The following is a 16,797-nucleotide window of genomic DNA, read 5'->3' on the forward strand; positions in this document are numbered from 1 at the left end:
AGTAAATACTTCTCAATATTGTTAAGTTTTCACTGCACTTATCGCAAGTCCTAAATGCGCTTATCAGAGAGCCTGACAATTAGATTGCAGCAGTAACGGCAACTGACATTTCGGTTCGACAGATGGATTACTTGGAAAAACAGACCAGCCAGTCTTGGAGTCGGAACAAGAGCAGTGCGAAATCGTACGCTAAGGTCGAACGAAGCAGGAACGTTATGCGGCACGGCGTAGCCCTGCCGGGAGGCGAAGCGACCTGAAGCCTTCCGGGAGATGTTGCTCGCTGTCCCAGGTGTAGATACCTGTCAGGTTGATGTGCTCCCAACTCAGCGGCGAGATATGCTTCAATAGCGTATCTGAGATGTTCCTTCCCGCTCGTTTGAGCTCTGTGACCGCGCGGTCGAGATAGACCGTGTTCCAGTGGACGATCGCGCTGACGACAAGATTGAGGCCCGATGCGCGGAATGCCTGACTTTCGAACGACCGGTCGCGGAGCTCGCCACGCTCATGAAAGAAGACTGCGCGTTTGAGTTTGTGCGCTGCCTCCCCCTTGTTGAGGCCGGCTTGGCAGCGCCGGCGCAGTGTCGAGCTCGAGTACCATTCAATCATGAAAAGCGACCGCTCGATGCGGCCGAGTTCCCGAAGAGCCTTGGCCAGTTGGCTTTCCTTCGGTGATGCCGAGAGTTTCTTCAAGATCGTCGAGGGCACGACGGCACGGGTGGTTATCGATGCCGCCAGATGAAGCAGATCGTCCCAGTGATCGAGGATCAGGGTGGTGTTGATTGGCGCTCCGATGTGGTTCGACAGCGCCGGATATGCATCGCCTTTCTCGAACGTGTGGAACTTCCGATCTTTGAGATTGCGCAGTCGCGGTGCGAACCGCTTTCCGATCAGAGCGAATAGCCCAAAGACGTGATCGCTCGCGCCGCCTGTATCGGTAAAGTGTTCCTGGATGTCGAGGATCGTGTCCTGATCGAATAGTCCGTCGAGCACAAAGGCAGCCTCGCTTTCGGTCGGGCTGATGGGCAAGATGCTGAAGTAGCCGTACTGGTCTGACAGATGGCTGTAGAACTTCGATCCGGGCTCACTGCCGTAATGCAGATTGATATCTCCGCGCTTTGCGGCTCGGTCGCTTGCTCGGAAGAATTGGCCATCAGATGATGACGTCGTGCCATTGCCCCAAAGACGAGAATGCGGATGGCGGGTGTGTGCGTCCGTCACGCAGGCCTGGGCCGCACGGTAGGTTTCTGACCGGGCATGGAAGGTGCGCATCCAACTGATCTGGTGAGCGCTGATGCCTTTGGACGCGCTGGCCATCCGTTTCGGACCAAGGTTGGTTGCATCGGCCAGTACGCCAGCCAGCATGGCCGAGACATTCCTCGGAGTGTCACCCGTGCGAACATGGGTGAAGCAATCCGCAAAGCCGGTCCATTCATGCACCGCCCTCAAGAGATCTGGCACCTCGACCAACGGATAGAGCTCGCTGATCTCGGCATTCAGGTCCTCGGCTGCTGCGGGAACTTCGCCAGCCGCCGGCGTGACGATAAGCGTTCCACCTTCGAGACGAACACCGTCGAGCTTCCCGGATCGTGCCCTGTGCGCCAGGCGCTTCAGGTTGAAGTCGAGCATCTGCCGCGCTTCGGTAAGCCACGCCGCACCGTCCTCTTGGACACCAAGTCCGAGGCGACCTTCATCTTTCAGGATTGTGAACGTTGGCCGCGGCATCAGGTGCTCGTCGATCGGTCGGAAAGATCGGCTGCCGTCGACCCAAATGTCCGCGGATCTAAGGCGGTCTCGCAAAGCGGCGAGCGTAGCAATCTCATAGAGACGGCGATCGGGCTTCTCCTGCCCGAGGATTAGCCGTCGATCAGCTTGGCTGAGATGGGTGACCGGGACGCGATCCGGAAGGCTCCGCCGCTTCTCGGCATAGAGCCGTTTCAGCAGCGAAATCGCCGCAAGAAGGGGATCATGGCGGCGCGCTGAGCGGAATGTGAACGCCTGCAGGAACGCACCGGCGTACTTGTTGACGGTCGCATATTGCTCGGCCGCCAAGGTCAAAGGCGACGCCTCGTTGTCCTCGACCATCGACTCAAGCTCAGGCTTCATCCGAAGCAACCGGTGCCATCCAACTTCCTGATCGAGAACCTCCAATGCGTTGCGGCCATAATCGTTCGCGGACTGCAGGGCTGTGATCGTGTCCAGGAACATGCGTAGCGCTTTGGCCGTATCCCGCCTGCAGTCCATGTGCCGCTGCTTCTTGCGGTTATTGGCTTGCGAGAACTGCCGGCCTATCAACTTGATGAACATCGACACTGCATCGTCAGTGAGCTTCTGGCCGAGCTTGATAATCTGCGCCACGATCAGCGCGTGTCGACGGCTGGCATTGAAGTCGTTGGCCAGCCATGCCGGTGTGGCGTTGCCCTCACGGATCATCTGGTCCCACCGTCCGGACGATATGCGCATCTGCAATTTCGGATCGATTTCTAGCTTGCGCAGGAAGGCGATCCGTTCGGTCAGCCCGACCAAGTTTGACGCAACTGGCGCATCCGGCGCTGATCGCAGCCAATGAAAGCGCGTTTGGCCAATGGCCGGGTCAACCTCCAACAGCTTATCCAATGATTGAAGTGTATCGACCGAAATTTCTTCGATCAGCGCTCTCTCCGCCCGCCGACGGGCAATGGCGCGGGCGGCAAGACCGATCCGTTCGATCGTGTCGATCGCTGGCAAAAGAGATCCGCGTTCACGAAACATGGCGACAGTGGCACTCGCTATCGCGCCACCGTCGTCGGACATCGTGGCCGCTTGAATTGCAGCCAGCAGCGCAGCTCTACGGTCTTGCCCCGTCGCGCTCCGCGCGGCCAGATAAACCATCAAGCGAGCAATGTGATCGCGACGCGTTTCTTCACGGCGTGCATAGAGCGCAAACTTTCCAGCGTCGGCGCCAATCTGCTCAGCAACGTACTTTAGCATTGCGCGAGGCGGAGTTTCGTCGGTCGATAACACCCGGCCTGGATATCGCATCAGGCAGAGCTGAACGGCAAATCCGAGCTGATTGTGTTCTCGTCTGCGAAGTCCAATCTCAAGCCTGTCAGCCGACGACAACGAATAGTGTCGGATGAGGCCGTCCTCATCGGTTGGTATATCGAAAAGTTTCTGTCGATCCTGAACCTTGAGAAGCCTCCGTTTACCCATCGCCCAACTCCATCCACGACCAATCTGCCGGGAGCGTCGTCGAGTCGGTCAGGCGAAGAAATCAAAACTGGTGCCCTGCGACGGCAATCCACAGGGATCGGATGCTGCATAGCAGCACTACAGAAGAGTTCATGATCCGTTCGCCCTTAGCGTACGATTTCGCACTGCTCTTGTTCCGACCCCGACCAGACAGATCTTTGGCGACGCCATCCGCGCCGCATTCGGCACGGCAGCGGGCGAGGGGGCAAAAGAACTGTCGCAGGCGGAGGCGCTTGTCTTGATGTGCATTGCCTATTTCCAGCCGATCACGCGTGGCGAGCTGTCTTCCTTCTTCGGCAAGGAGGTGTCGCGCGACCTGATCGGTGTGCTGCGGGGGCAGGATCTCATCGCCTCGGGGCCGCGCAGTCCGCAGCCGGGCGCGCCCTATACCTATGTGACGACCAAAAATTTTCTGTCGCAATTCGGGCTCGACACGCTGCGCCAGCTGCCGGATTTCGAGGCGCTCGAGGACGCCGGGCTGCTGTCGAAGGAGAAGCTGCTGGCCGGGGATATACCGACCGGTCTTGTCCGGGGGGAGGGCGACTTCGAAGAGGGCGACCCAACGACTGGCGTCGTTGAGGATGAGGCGCTCTGAATTGATCGGAAATCGGGTTGCTTACGACAGCTAGCAACTCAGGGCCATGATGACTGATCGGTCGGTAGCCGGTGATCGGGATCGTGAACCGCGACCTTATCACCGTCGACAAGATTGGCCGGAAAGATCACCAGATTGGTGCCGCCGGCGTGACGCAGCGACGGAAACAGAATACCGCGAAGCCCGGCCGTAACGACCAGGTCCGCAAGCTTCCACGATGAAGGTATCTTGCTGTCGATGCGAGCGATCTGGCGCCAGGCACAATCCCATTCCTTCCAGGCACTATCCCAAACATTCGGGTCGAACCCCTGAGAAAGATCGGCGATCTCGGAAAGCGTGATCTTGTAGGCGGCAAGGGTGGCGGGCGGGGTGATGCTGGCACCCTGCTTGTATTCCTCCAACGCTGTCTGAGGCGCGCGGGACAGGTAAACGGCTTCGACGCCGGGCCGATTGAAGCGCCCGTCATCGATCGCCGCGCCCCCACCACTGGTGGGCAGGAAGGCCCATTTGGGTGTCAGATAGCGATGGAAGATCTCGTCCGGCCCGACGCGGGTGACCTTCACCCGCGCGCCCCGTTCTCGAGATCCCGGATGAAGGCCAGCACTGCTTCGACCTGGCCGCCCGCGACGAGTTCGGCCGCCGTGCGATGGCCATAGTCGGCGATCGGCTCATTGCGATACCAGTAGATCGCCTTGTCGACGTCGCCGGTGAGTTCCGTTGCGGCCGAAATCACCTTCACCATCTCGCGCATCCGACCCTGCAGTCGCTCCGACGACGGGTTACGGAGCGTGTTGCGGTGGACGCCGGTCAACTGCGCCAAGTTGGCCACCTTCACGCCCAGCGCCTGCGACAGGCGCTTCGGCGAGATATAAGGCGTGCGCGGCTCCTGCAGGCTGTCGACAAAACCTGAGACCACTTTCGATTGTGCGAGCTGTGCGTGGGTCATGACAAATCTCCGACCTCTCTCTTACGCACAATATATGCACATTCCTAGGCATAGCAAGTGAACAGAGCCCGACGCCATTTCCAGCGCACTGCTTGTGCTTCCCCATCCTCGTAGCGGATGATAGCTAGCTGTGAGCTAGCGGCAGCAATGCGCCTCATTACCGCCGTACAAGCCAACATCGATATAGACCGAAAGCGGACGTGGGAAATCAGCAGCTCTCAAGGCGCACCGGCGCGCTGCTTGATGGTCGATTCGAGCCCGGCGTCATCCTTTTGAAAGCGGCAAGGTTGGAAGCCCAAGCTCGCGCAAGAATGTGTTGTGCTTCGCTGTCGCTGCGCGAAACTGCTTCTCGATGTCGACCAAGTCTTCATTGGCGGCTATTAGATCGATTTCGAGCTCATCCTCAGCCGTTCTGATGTAGCGGGAAATATTGAGGTTGTGACCCTCGTCGGCGATACGATCGATGCTGACGCGCTTGGAATAGCGGTCCTCCTCCTTACGGAACTTGTAGGTTTCGATGATCTTGCCGATATGGTCCGTTGTCCCGTTCTTGCCATCCCCTAATTTGTTCTGACGCTTGTCCTTCAAAAAGTGCTCGGCTGCGTTGATGAAGAGAACATCGTCGGGCTTCTTACACTTCTTCAGAACAAGGATGCAGACCGGGATACCCGTCGAATAGAACAGGTTGGCGGGCAGTCCGATGACGGCGTCGATGTGACCGTCCTTCAGCAGCTTGGTTCGAATGCGCTCTTCCGCCCCACCTCTGAACAGCACCCCGTGGGGGAGGATGATGGCCATTACGCCTTCATCCTTCAGGTAGTGGAAACCGTGCAACAGGAAGGCAAAGTCCGCGGCCGACTTGGGCGCCAGCCCATAGTTCTTGAACCGCACATCGTCGCCCATCGCCTCAGTCGGATCCCAGCGCAAACTGAAGGGCGGGTTGGCCACAAATGGCATCGAAGGAAGGCTTCTTTGCAGGATTCAATTCGCGCAGGATGTCCCAGTCATTGGAAAGCGTATCGCCGTGGTAGATCTCGAATTCAGTGTCCTTCTCGCCATGCAACAGCATGCTCATGCGCGCGAGGTTGTAGGTGGTGATGTTCTTTTCCTGCCCGTAGATTCTGCCGATGCCGTGCGGCCCCATGCGCTTGCGCACGTTCAGCAGCAGCGAGCCGGAGCCGCACGCGAAGTCGAGGCGCAGATCACCCGGTCTCTCTGGAGCGAATATTCGCCAAACCGGAAGCCGCCGGCAGAGCCAGCTCGTGGCGTTGTTGAAAGGTGCGTAGGCATTGTGCGGACAGAGCTCTGACGGGTGGCGTCAGCTCTGCCTGCCACTATTTTCACCTTGGTCGATAATTAGCACAACAGAATATGTGGCCAGCCGGCAACAAGCCGGCCAGCAATCTATTGCTTACCCACAAACCGACGAACAGTCGTCATATGACGACTGTTCGGTTCACGGCCTTGGCCGCAGTCTCCGCCGCATTCGAGAATTCGACGGGAACTGAGCGTGATGGCAAGAATGATCGGGCACAGGCAGGCTGTTCTTTCGCCTTCGATTCCGGGAAAGGCTTCCACGAATTCGGCTTTGCGGTGGAAGCTGCGTTCTCAAGTGAGCCGGCTTGCACTGCGATCCGCTGTTGGCGTTGCCGCAGCTGCGGGCGCGACCCTGCTGGCACCGGGACAGGCCTGGTCGGCTTGCTTCGTTGTTGGCGCCACGATCCAATGCGACAATACCACCACCATCGACACGACGTATCCTGATAACCCGCCCAATGACCGAGCTTACTCTGGTGCCATCGCAACACCGATCATCCTCAACATCGATGCAGGAACGACGGTAAGCGGCAATGGCCTCGCAGTTTCCAACACTGGCGCCGGTGGTCTCAACGTCACCAACAATGGCACGATCAGCATTGATGCCGGCAACATGCCAACAGCTGGCGGCACCGCGGCGCTCTCGCTCTCGGCAGCCGGCGGCGTGATCACCTACACGGGTGGGAGCATCATCAACAACGGCACCGGCAATGCCTTCGATGCGGCGCAGACGGGAGGTGCCGGTTCGGTCGACATCAACATCGCCGCAAGTGTCTCTGCGGCAACAGGCGAAGGCATCACCGTCCGCGACGTAGCGACCAGCACCGGCGTTTCGGTCAAGACCAACAATGTCAGCGCGCTGGCGTTTGGCAAGGACGCGATCGATGCGCAGAGCCAGTCGCTGACCGGCAACATCGCGGTGACCGCCAATGGCGACCTTCAGGCGGGTAACGCCGGTTTGGTGGCGGTGATCGTTCCAGGTGCGGCAACCGGCAATATCGAGGTGACCACCAATGGGTCGATTGACGCCCGGTTCGGCATCGACGCCGAGAATCTCGGCACGGGCAGGACGACGGTGGTCGCAGGGGGTCCAATTGCCGCGACCACCGGCAACGGCATCTTTGCCGCATCGGTCGGCAGCCATGTAATAGTGGCAGCGCGCGATGTGATCGCCACCGGCAACACGGCGATCGTAGCCTGGCACGCCGGAGCTGGCGCGGGCGCGGTTGACATGAGCGCGAACAATGTCTCCGGCACGACGGGCATCGTGGCCACCAACAATGGCACGGGCACGGTCGGCGTCACTGCCACCGGCACGATCACCGGCACCCTCGCCGAGGGTATTGTGGCGACCGGCAACGATGCAGTGAGCGTAAGCGTCCTCGAGGCAGTGACCGGGGCGACCAACGGCCTGACCCTGATCGGCGGGACCGGCGGCGGCGGCGACATCTCGGTGACCGGCGTCGGCGGCTTCGTCGGCGGGACCGGCGACGCGGCGAACATCCTCAACAACGGCGCCGGCACCCTCACGGTCGACATTGCGGGCGCGAGCAACTCCGCCGGTGGCCATGGCATTTACGTTCGCGATACAGCGCTTGGCGGCGACATTGGCGTCACCACGGGTGCTGTGACCGCACTGGCCGGAACCGCAATCGACGTGCAGACCCGGTCGGCGACCAGCAATCTCGACGTGACGGCCAACGGCGCGATCGACGGCCGCAGCGGGATTTCCGCCGTAAACTTCGGCGCGGGCACGCTCACGGTGACCACAGCTGGTCCGGTCACCGCGACTGGCGGCAGTGGCGGCATCTTTGCGCAGGGCAGTGGGGGCAATATCAAGGTGACTGCGGGCGACGTCACCGCCACCGGGTTTGCAGGCATCACCGCCCAAATGGTCTTCGCAGCGACTGCGGCCACGGTCGATGTGACCACAGGCAATGTCTCTGGCACGAGGGGCATCGCCGCGACCACTGGCGGCACGGGCGCGATCACCGTCACCACGGCCGGCATGATCACCGGCACCCTCTCCGAGGGCATTCTGGCGGCCGGCGGCGGCGCAGTGACGGTGAATGCCGCCAACACGGTGACCGGCGCGACCGATGGCCTGGCGCTGATCGCCGGCACCGGCGGCGCTGGCAATATCTTGGTCACCGGCGCCGGCGGTTTCGCCGGCGGCAGCGGCGATGCAGCCAACATCCTCAACAATGGTTCCGGCACGGTCAGCGTCAACATCTCAGGCGCCAGCAGCTCGATGGCAGGCAAAGGCATTGTGGTGCGCGATACCGCCGCAGGCGGCGCCATCACTGTCACCACCGGCGCGGTAACGGCGCTGGCCGGCAGCAAGGACGCCATCGATATCCAGGCGCAGTCGACGACCGGCAATGTCACGGCGCTGGCGAACGGCGACATTAAGTCGGGCAATGCCGGCATCGTCACCGCGATCTTCCCAGCTGCCGCAACTGGCAACATCAACGTGACGGCCAATGGTGCCATCGGCGCACGATTCGGCGTCGACGCGGAGAACTTAGGCTCCGGCTCGACGACGGTGAAGACGGTTGGTCCGGTAACCGCGACGTCGGGCAATGGTGTCTACGCGCGCACCACCGGCGGCAGTGTGTTGGTGAACGCCGGCGCGGTGTCCTCAACGGGCAATACGGCGATCATCGCGCGTCAGACCAACGCGGCGGGCGCCGGCACAGTTGGTGTGACGACCACCGGCGCGGTGTCGGGCCTGACCGGCATCGAAGCGACCAATAGCGGCACCGGCACGGTCACGGTGACGGCCAACAGCGCGGTCACCGGCACTGCCGCCGAAGGCATCAAGGCAACCGGCGCCGGCGTGGTGAACGTCAATGTTGCCGGCACGGCCAGCGGGGTAGCGCGCGGTGTGACGGTGACGGGTTCCAGCGGCACCATCACAAATACGTCGGTTGGTACGATCCGCAACAGCTCCGGGCTGACGACCGACTCAGCGCTCGTGGCCACCGGCGGCCCGTTCGTCCTTGCCAACGCAGGTATCATCACCGGTACGATGACCTTTGGCGCTGCTGCTGACACATTCAACAACAACGGTACTTGGCGCACGGCAGGCGGCACCAGCGATTTCGGCGGCGGCGGCGACACGATGACCAATGGTCCCGGGAGCATCGTCGATGCTGCCGGAGTGGGCGGTATCGCGACAACCAACTTCACCAACCTGGCGATGTTCGTGAATCAAGGCCGCACGACGGTGGTCAACGGCTTCGCCGGCGATGTGCTCAACACGAGCGGCAATGCGCAGTTCGATGGAAGCTCGATCTATGCGGTCGATATCGGGGGCCTCAATCAATCGGACAAGTTTGTCTCGACTGGCACGACGACGCTGGCTGCCGGTTCCACTCTTGAAGTCCATATGGTGGGCAACCTGCAAGTCGGCGCGCAATACAAGGTGCTCACCGCCGACGGCGGCTTGACCGGCGAATTCGGTTCGGTGACCGGCGTCACCAATACCGCATTCCTGTCGGTGACCGACACCTACGACGCCAACAACGCCTATCTCGACGTGGCCAAGGTGCGTGACTTCGCCGATGCCGGGCTGACGCCGAACCAGATCGCCACGGGCGAAGGGCTGGACAGCCTGACTAGCGGGGCTGTGTTCGGCGCCGTCGCCGGGTTGGCCACCGATGCCGAGGCACGCGCTGCCTTCGACCAGCTGTCAGGCGAGATCCATGCCTCGGCTAAGGGCATGCTGGTCGAGGACAGCCGCTTCGTCCGTGATGCGGCGACGTCGCGCATTCGTGCCGCTTTCGGCGATGGCAGCACTGCTGCCCTGCCGGTGATGGCCTATGGCGAAGGCGGACCGGAAATGGTCGCCGCCGACACCGATCGCTTTGCCGTCTGGGGTCAGGCTTTTCGGGTCCTGGGGCAACACCGACAGCGACGGCAACGCCGCCGCTTTCGATCGTTCGACGGGGGGCCTGCTGGCGGGCGCCGACACGCTGGTGGGCGGCTGGCGTGTCGGTCTGCTTGGCGGTTACAGCCATGCGAACTTCGATGCCGATGATCGCAGCTCCAGGGGCGACGCCGACAACTACCATCTCGGTCTCTATGGCGGCACCAACTGGGGCGCCATCGCTTTCCGAACCGGTGCGGCCTACAGCTGGAGCAGCCTGTCGACAAAACGCTCGGTCGCCTTCAACGGATTTGCCGATCAACTTTCGGCCGACTATGACGCCGGCACCGCGCAGATCTTCGGCGAACTTGCCTACAAGGTCGGTAGCAGCGGGCCCGATGCCGAGGGCTTCAAGTTCGAGCCCTTCGTCAATCTCGCCTATGTCAGCGTGCACACCGACGGCTTTACCGAAAAGGGCGGCGCGGCAGCGTTGACCAGCGCGGGTTCCACCACCGACGCCACCTTCACCACGCTCGGCCTGCGCGGCTCGACCGGTTTTGCGCTCGGCAACATCAATGCGACAGCGCGCGGCATGCTCGGCTGGCGGCACGCTTTCGGCGATACCACGCCGCTGTCGACGGTCGCCTTTGCCGGCAGCGATGCCTTCACCATCGCCGGCGTGCCGATCGCCACGGACAGCGCCGTGATCGAGGCCGGCATCGACCTCAAAATGTCGGCCAATGCGACGCTCGCCCTGTCCTATTCCGGACAGTTCGGCGGTGGCGCTGTCGACAATGGCGCTAAGCTCGATCTCGCGGTGAAATTCTGACGGCGAGAGGTGGCGATCATCAGGAAGCGCCGTCACCTTGGTTGCAAGATTAGCCAGAGACTGATGGAGGCAGCATGGTCAAGTCGATGGGCGATTTCCACACGAAGCATGAAAGCGGCTTTACGCCAACAGAGGGGTGTAAACTGCCGTTCGACGCGGACATTCTGGAAGGTGAGGCCAAGGCGCGAAAGCAATTGCTTGGCCATCAGAACGCTTTCCTTTCCAAGCCCAAACGGTCCGCCAAAGACGTCGACGATCTGATCGAACAGATGGTCGCGTTCGACAAGATCCGGTCCGGGCACTATTGGCGAGAATATCGAACGGATCTGATCGCGCGGAACGTGCGTTCGGCGGTTGGCGAAGCAGGATCCATGCTTGATCTGGGCAAGTTGTCGCCACGACCGGCGACCAGCACAGTCATGATACCGCGCCTCAAATTGCCGGACTTCGACCCCGTTCCTTTTGGTCCGGTCGAACGGGGGGAGCGACAGATCATCGACCTGAGCTCGGTGGCTCGAGGAACCTACTTCGACAAGTGGTTCAACTACAATGGGCGCTGGACGCTCACCCAACTCTTCGATCACGCCGTGACTGATCCGGTACCCCTGTCAATGGATTTCGTCAGCGCCAACAATTTGGACCCATACGATGCGGATGGCCTGTGGGCTGCGAGCGAAACCGGCGTCTGGTTCACCTATGTGCCTGATATCGACGGCTACGTAACGCTTTTCTGGCTATCGGACCCGCTTACCTATCGCCTGTTCACACAATACTCTCCGCGCGACGCGGACGGTTGGGCGAATGGTTGGCTCTCGGTGGAAGGGGTTGTCGGCATCTGGACACAAAATTCATTCGCAGGGCGCGACTATGTCGAGATAGCGAGCAGCAACGGCAATGCGCATGACACGCTGCAGGCAACCGGCGTCCTTTTCATTCACAACAGCACATACCCCGTCCAAGCCGGGAAACCGGTCAATGTGCTGATCGGAACGCGGTCGAACATATTTGGTGTCTGCGACGGAACTGGGATTAATTTCGGAGCGGGCGTTGTCGCGCGGATTGACCAGCCCATCTCCGTCTTCACACGAGCGGACCGGGAGCCATATTCGCCGTTCTATTAAACCGCGCAGGCGAGCCGATCTTCGGGGACTGGAGATCGTCGGGAGTGCGTCGCTAATCGCCGATGGCGCGAGTGCGGCCCGGTCGTCGCTTGCCGTCCTAGCAAATTGCAGTGAGCGCGACCCTGTCCAGTCCAGACACCGCTACATGTTTTAGCCCTTCAACGACCCAAGCGCGGCGAAGCCGAGCGCCACCAGGGCACCTCCCAGGACGATATCCGCATGCTTTCGGAAACGTCTGTAGAACCGCTGTGTTACAGGTTGGGAAATGCAAAGGCCAAGAAGACCAAACCAGGCGATCGCAATGGCAAACACCAATGCGACCACGGTTAGGTAAGTCGCCCCGCGGAGATTTAAGTTCAGCGTTGAAGAGGCGAAAAATATTGCAGTTGCGGGATTTGCCACCGCAGTGACAAAACCCAGCCGGAAGTGCCGAACGTTTGCGACCGGTTTCGGCTCATCCGGTCCCGTCTTGATCGACCAAGCTCGCCGCATCGAGTTCCATCCAATGAGGACCAGCAGTGCGCCGTAGAGGCTGGCGGCTATCTGATGCGCGATGCCCTCGTGCGGCAATGAACCGACCCCCGTCGCGACGACGGCCGCCAGCGAACTTGCGCCAAGGGCGATACCGGCGGCAGCGGAAAGCGCCGTAGCACGCGACGCGGTCAGCCCGGCCTGCGCAACGACGGCAAAATTGGCACCCGGCAGCATTGCCACGAGCGTATAGGAAACGGCAAACGGAAATAATCCGGCCGCGACAACGTATCCGGTTTCCATCATTGATTGGCCCCGCATCATCAACGACCTGCCCTACTTCATGGCTGGCCACTGCAAACCTAGCCAAAATCTGGCCGAAAGACGCGGCCCCGAACAATCGGCAAATGCCGACTGTTAGATTTTTTGTTCGGGAATTACCGGCCACGGCCGCTGAGCGGCTCGGTACTTTTGAGCAGCGCGACCAGTTCGCTCTGCTGCCGGGTCCGGGTCTTGGAGAAAATCCGTTCGAGATAGGTGCGGCAGGTCTTCACGGTAATGTGGGAAAGGGCCGCGGCTTCCTTTAGAGACCGCCCCGATGCCAATGCCGTTGCAAGCCTCGCTTCGGCGGGTGTCAGGTCAAACAGGCTGCGAACATGTAGCTCGAAGCCATCGGGAGTGCGCCGGGCGACCTCCGTCACCATGATCACCGCGCAGCGCTCCGACGCCAGGCCATAGGCGCGGGCATCGACGAACGGTGCGACTGACAACACCAGCCGCGTCAGATCAGATCGCTTGTGATCCGATGGCACGATCAGCGTTCCTCCGGTGCCTGGCATGGCGCCGTTCCGCAACGAGCAGGCATCGGCAACCAGCCGTTGAAGCTCCTGCGCATCTCCGGCATTGGAGGCGACTACCACACCGTGCTTCAGCGCCAGCGGACTGTCGGGCCGCGCCAGCATCGCCTCGGCGGCCTCGTTCATCTGCACGATCCGCTGATGGCCGTTGATCAGAAACACGCCGAAGGGCAGATGCGAAAAAGCCGATGCCAGCGCTGACGTATTCTCCAGCCGCCGGCCGATCTGCCCGGCGCGCAGCATGTGCGGCACGATCTTTTGCAACAGCTGGACGTCGTCGCCACCGAACGCTTCCTGCCTCAAACCGCGATGAATATCAAAAAACCAATAGGAGCCGTTGGCGGCCAGAAGATTACAGGCAAGCCCGTGATACATGTCACGCGGCCTGTACCAGTCTTGCCAGAGTTCACGGCGGCGGAAGCCGGCGCCCCCTTCCGTTACCAGCGTGCGGTCATAGACTTTGCCCACAGGCAGGGCGGCCGCGACTACGCTGATGGGATCGCGCATGTGCGCAGCGGTTACTTCGGACGAAACGAACTCGGGATCATAAACTGTTGAAACTGCGTTGCTCGTCGTTGGATCGAGCCGCACAATGCAGGAGCGCGAGCCGCCAAGGAGATCGCGCAGACCAGTCACTGCCTCGAGCCAGCGTTCCTGATCGTAGGCAGCCTCGTAGATCTGGCCGGCCACGGCGGACACCGCTTCCAGGTTTGCGTCAGCCATTGGCCTCGAAATCCTTAGCACGCTCGCTGTGCATGAGCCGGCTACCCGCCGCGCCCGCTAAGCGGTTCGGTGCTCTTGAGCAGCGCAACCAGTTCGCTCTGCTGCCGGGTGCGGGTCTTGGAGAAGATACGTTCGAGATAGGTGCGGCAGGTCTTCACGGTGATGCTCGAGCTTGCCGCGGCTTCCTTCAGCGTCCGCCCGGATGCCAATGTCGCTGCGAGCCGGGCTTCGGCCGGCGTCAGGTCGAACAGGCTGCGGACATGCGTCTCGAAGCCATCGGGGATGCGCCGGGCGACCTCGGTGACCATGATCACCGCGCACCGTTCCGAGGCCAAACCGTAGGCGCGGGCGTCGACGAAGGGCGCAACCGACAGCACCAGCGGCGTCAGGTCGGAGCGCTTGTGATCCGACGGCACCATCAGCGTTCCGCCGGGTCCGGGCATGGCTCCGTCCGGCAGCGAGCAGGCATCCGCGACCAATTGTTGAAGCTCCTGCGCATCCCGGGGATTGGAGGCGACGATCGTGCCGCCATTCAGCCTCAGCGGGCTGTCAGGCCGCGCCAGCATTGCCTCGGCGGCCTCGTTCATCTGAACGATCCGCTGGTGGCCGTTGACCAGGAACACGCCGAAGGGCAGGTGGGAGAAAGCCGATGCCAACGCCGAGGTGTTCTCCAGCCGCCGGCCGATCTGCCCGGCGCGCAACATATGCGGCACGATCTTCTGCAACAGGTCGATGTCGTCGGCACCGAACGCGTCCTGCCTGGAGCCGCGGTGAATATCGAAAAACCAATAGGAGCCGTTGGATGCGAGAAGATTCGAGGCGAGCCCATGATGCATGTCGCGCGGCCTCATCCAGTCCTGCCAAAGCTCACGGCGGCGGAAGTCGGCGCCGTCTTCCGCTATCCGTGCACGGTCATAGATGTTGCCAACCGGCAGCGCAGCCACGACGGTGCTGATGGGATCCCGCATGTGTGCTGCCGCCGCCTCGGGAGTACACAGTCCCGGATCATCGACAGTCCCCACCGCGTTGAACGCCCGCTGATCAAGCCGCGCGATACAGCTTCGCGATGCCTTGAACAGGTCGCGCAGGCCGGTTACCGCACCGAGCCAGCGTTCCTGGTCGTAGGCCGCCTCATAAATCTGGCCGACCACGGCGGAGACCGCTTCGATGGTGACGTCAGCCATGGGAACTTTCCGATCCTTGGGACCATCAGGTTTCGTGAAGAAGCCTAACACACGGAAGCTCTCGCGCAAGTTGCATTGTCGCTGAAGGCGATGATGTCGCCACCGGGTTCCCCTCATCGATAATTAGCAAAAATGAATATGTGACCATGCGGCAACAACCCGACCCAACAAGGAGGTAGCGGCCTCACAAAGCGAGGAACAGTCGGCATATGACGACTGTTCGCTTCATCGCCTTGTCTGCACTCTCCCGACACATCGGCAATTTGATCGGGGGTTTTTGGGCGTGGTGGCAAGAATGATCAAGCAGGCGGGCGCGCCGCGCCAACTAGAGACAGCCGCACCGTCGGATGGGAGGCGGTTCCGTCTCGCATCGAGAGACGCGAAAGCGACTGAGCAACACAGCTCGCGCGGCGGTCCGGTCCTCGTCACCGCTTTGGCCGGCGCGATGGTTTTGGCCATCTCGGTATTTCCAGGGCATGCGTTGGCAGGTGAGTGCGCTGGCGGCCACGACACTGGCCATTCCAACAGCCTCGCCTGCGGCAATGATACCAGTATCCCTATAGGACAGGCACAGACATCTGCTGCCTTCGCCACAGCCGTCGGTCCGCACGCGTATGTGGGAGAACTCGAAGGCTCGGCCGTGGGTTATAATGCGGAGGCAGGGGCGCAGGGCACTGCCCTGGGCGCCTATTCAAAAGCGGGACTTGATATCGGCTTTCTGAGCAGCGGTGGCACGGCCATCGGCATGGGCGCCGAGGCGGGCGTAGCGGCTGATGGGCAGAACGAAGCCACTGCATTGGGTCACAACTCAACCGCCAATGCCTTGAACGCCACCGCGCTGGGCGCTGGGGCAACCGCCAATTTCTTGGCTTCCACCGCGATCGGCCAAGGCGCATCGACAACGCGCGACAACCAGGTCGCCATCGGCACGGGCGGAAACACCTACACGCTGGCCGGCGTCAATTCGCAGGCGAGCAAGGACGCGCAAGGCGCCACGACCTATCTGATGACAACGGACGGCGACGGCAATCTGGCGGCTTCAACATTCGATGTCGCGACCCTCGAAGGCCTGCCGGCACAGGTCGCCCAGAACAGCACCGACATCACCAATCTGAGCACCACGGTAAACAGTCATACAACGCAGATCACCGCTAACACCGCCGAGCTCGTCGATCATGAGACGCGCATCACCAACAACACGACGCAGATCGCGGCCAACACCACCGAACTCGCCGATCACGAGACGCGCATCACCAGCAACACCAACACGCTCACCACGCACACCACGCAGATCGCGGATCTCGACACCAGGGTAACGACCAATGCCACCAATATTGCTGCGCTCGACGGCCGCGTTGGCGCGCTTGAATCCGGCTTCCAGGATATTGGCAAGCAGATCAGCGCAAACCGCACGGAAGCCCGTGGCGGTACGGCGCTAGCCCTGGCGACGGCGGGACTGCGTTACGATGACAGGCCTGAGAAACTGTCGATCGCTGGCGGCTTTGGTCATTTCAAGGGGCAATCGGGCCTGGCGCTGGGACTTGGCTACAACACCAGTGAGGATTTTCGCCTCAACGCCGCCGTGTCGGCGACAACCAGCCGTGGCGATGTCGGCGTCAGCGTCGGAGCCTCATGGACACTGAACTGACGCGGCC

The 16,797-nt window shown here is 61.4% G+C and carries 11 protein-coding genes and 2 pseudogenes; 5 read left to right on the top strand and 8 right to left on the bottom strand.

Annotated features, from left to right (window positions below; all coding sequences use genetic code 11):
- Window positions 1-213: 213 nt before the first annotated feature.
- Window positions 214-3,189: a Tn3 family transposase gene (locus tag LB559_RS06865; RefSeq protein WP_224673603.1), complete on the bottom strand. Its 2,976-nt coding sequence runs from the start codon at window positions 3,187-3,189 to the stop codon at window positions 214-216.
- A 184-nt stretch (window positions 3,190-3,373) separates the two neighbouring features.
- Here LB559_RS06865 and scpB point away from each other — a divergent pair.
- A pseudogene (scpB, locus tag LB559_RS06870) lies at window positions 3,374-3,823 on the top strand (SMC-Scp complex subunit ScpB); the annotation flags it as partial.
- Between the two features lie 38 nt (window positions 3,824-3,861).
- On the opposite strand, the gene LB559_RS06875 reads toward scpB, so the two are convergent.
- The 4 genes from LB559_RS06875 to LB559_RS32840 form a co-directional block, all read right to left on the bottom strand.
- Window positions 3,862-4,386, bottom strand: a complete 525-nt coding sequence (locus LB559_RS06875) for an RES family NAD+ phosphorylase (protein WP_224673604.1) — start codon at window positions 4,384-4,386, stop codon at window positions 3,862-3,864.
- The gene (locus LB559_RS06880; RefSeq protein ID WP_013525337.1) at window positions 4,383-4,769 is read right to left on the bottom strand and encodes a hypothetical protein; all 387 of its coding nucleotides are present in this window, start codon (window positions 4,767-4,769) and stop codon (window positions 4,383-4,385) included. Before LB559_RS06880 ends, LB559_RS06875 begins: the two co-directional genes overlap by 4 nt.
- A 264-nt stretch (window positions 4,770-5,033) precedes the next feature.
- Window positions 5,034-5,726 (bottom strand): SAM-dependent methyltransferase, encoded by a 693-nt coding sequence (locus LB559_RS06885; protein ID WP_263498960.1) that lies wholly within the window; start codon window positions 5,724-5,726, stop codon window positions 5,034-5,036.
- On the bottom strand, window positions 5,677-5,925 hold the full coding sequence (locus LB559_RS32840; protein WP_318014157.1) for an N-6 DNA methylase: 249 nt from the start codon (window positions 5,923-5,925) through the stop codon (window positions 5,677-5,679). Before LB559_RS32840 ends, LB559_RS06885 begins: the two co-directional genes overlap by 50 nt.
- Window positions 5,926-6,381: 456 nt before the next feature.
- Between LB559_RS32840 and LB559_RS06890 the strand changes: the two genes are divergently transcribed.
- The 3 genes and pseudogenes from LB559_RS06890 (at window position 6,382) to LB559_RS06900 (ending at window position 11,907) form a co-directional block, all read left to right on the top strand.
- Complete coding sequence (locus tag LB559_RS06890; RefSeq protein ID WP_224673605.1) at window positions 6,382-10,128, top strand: beta strand repeat-containing protein; 3,747 nt, start codon at window positions 6,382-6,384, stop codon at window positions 10,126-10,128.
- Window positions 10,028-10,786: pseudogene (locus tag LB559_RS06895) on the top strand (autotransporter outer membrane beta-barrel domain-containing protein); the annotation flags it as partial. The gene LB559_RS06890 and the pseudogene LB559_RS06895, both read left to right, overlap by 101 nt.
- Before the next feature lie 74 nt (window positions 10,787-10,860).
- Complete coding sequence (locus LB559_RS06900) at window positions 10,861-11,907, top strand: hypothetical protein (RefSeq protein ID WP_013525339.1); 1,047 nt, start codon at window positions 10,861-10,863, stop codon at window positions 11,905-11,907.
- A gap of 150 nt (window positions 11,908-12,057) precedes the next feature.
- Here the strand turns inward: LB559_RS06900 and LB559_RS06905 are convergent, their stop codons facing one another.
- The 3 genes from LB559_RS06905 to LB559_RS06915 form a co-directional block, all read right to left on the bottom strand.
- Window positions 12,058-12,684, bottom strand: a complete 627-nt coding sequence (locus tag LB559_RS06905) for a LysE family transporter (RefSeq protein WP_164778385.1) — start codon at window positions 12,682-12,684, stop codon at window positions 12,058-12,060.
- A gap of 131 nt (window positions 12,685-12,815) precedes the next feature.
- Window positions 12,816-13,925: a helix-turn-helix transcriptional regulator gene (locus LB559_RS06910; RefSeq protein ID WP_224673606.1), complete on the bottom strand. Its 1,110-nt coding sequence runs from the start codon at window positions 13,923-13,925 to the stop codon at window positions 12,816-12,818.
- Between the two features lie 74 nt (window positions 13,926-13,999).
- Window positions 14,000-15,142, bottom strand: coding sequence for a helix-turn-helix transcriptional regulator (locus LB559_RS06915; protein WP_013525342.1), 1,143 nt, complete (start codon window positions 15,140-15,142; stop codon window positions 14,000-14,002).
- Between the two features lie 640 nt (window positions 15,143-15,782).
- Here LB559_RS06915 and LB559_RS06920 point away from each other — a divergent pair.
- Window positions 15,783-16,790, top strand: coding sequence for a YadA-like family protein (locus tag LB559_RS06920; RefSeq protein ID WP_224673607.1), 1,008 nt, complete (start codon window positions 15,783-15,785; stop codon window positions 16,788-16,790).
- The last annotated feature ends 7 nt before the right edge of the window (window positions 16,791-16,797 follow it).

Source organism: Mesorhizobium sp. BR1-1-3, from assembly GCF_020165455.1.
GTDB classification, from domain to species: Bacteria; Pseudomonadota; Alphaproteobacteria; order Rhizobiales; family Rhizobiaceae; genus Mesorhizobium; species Mesorhizobium ciceri.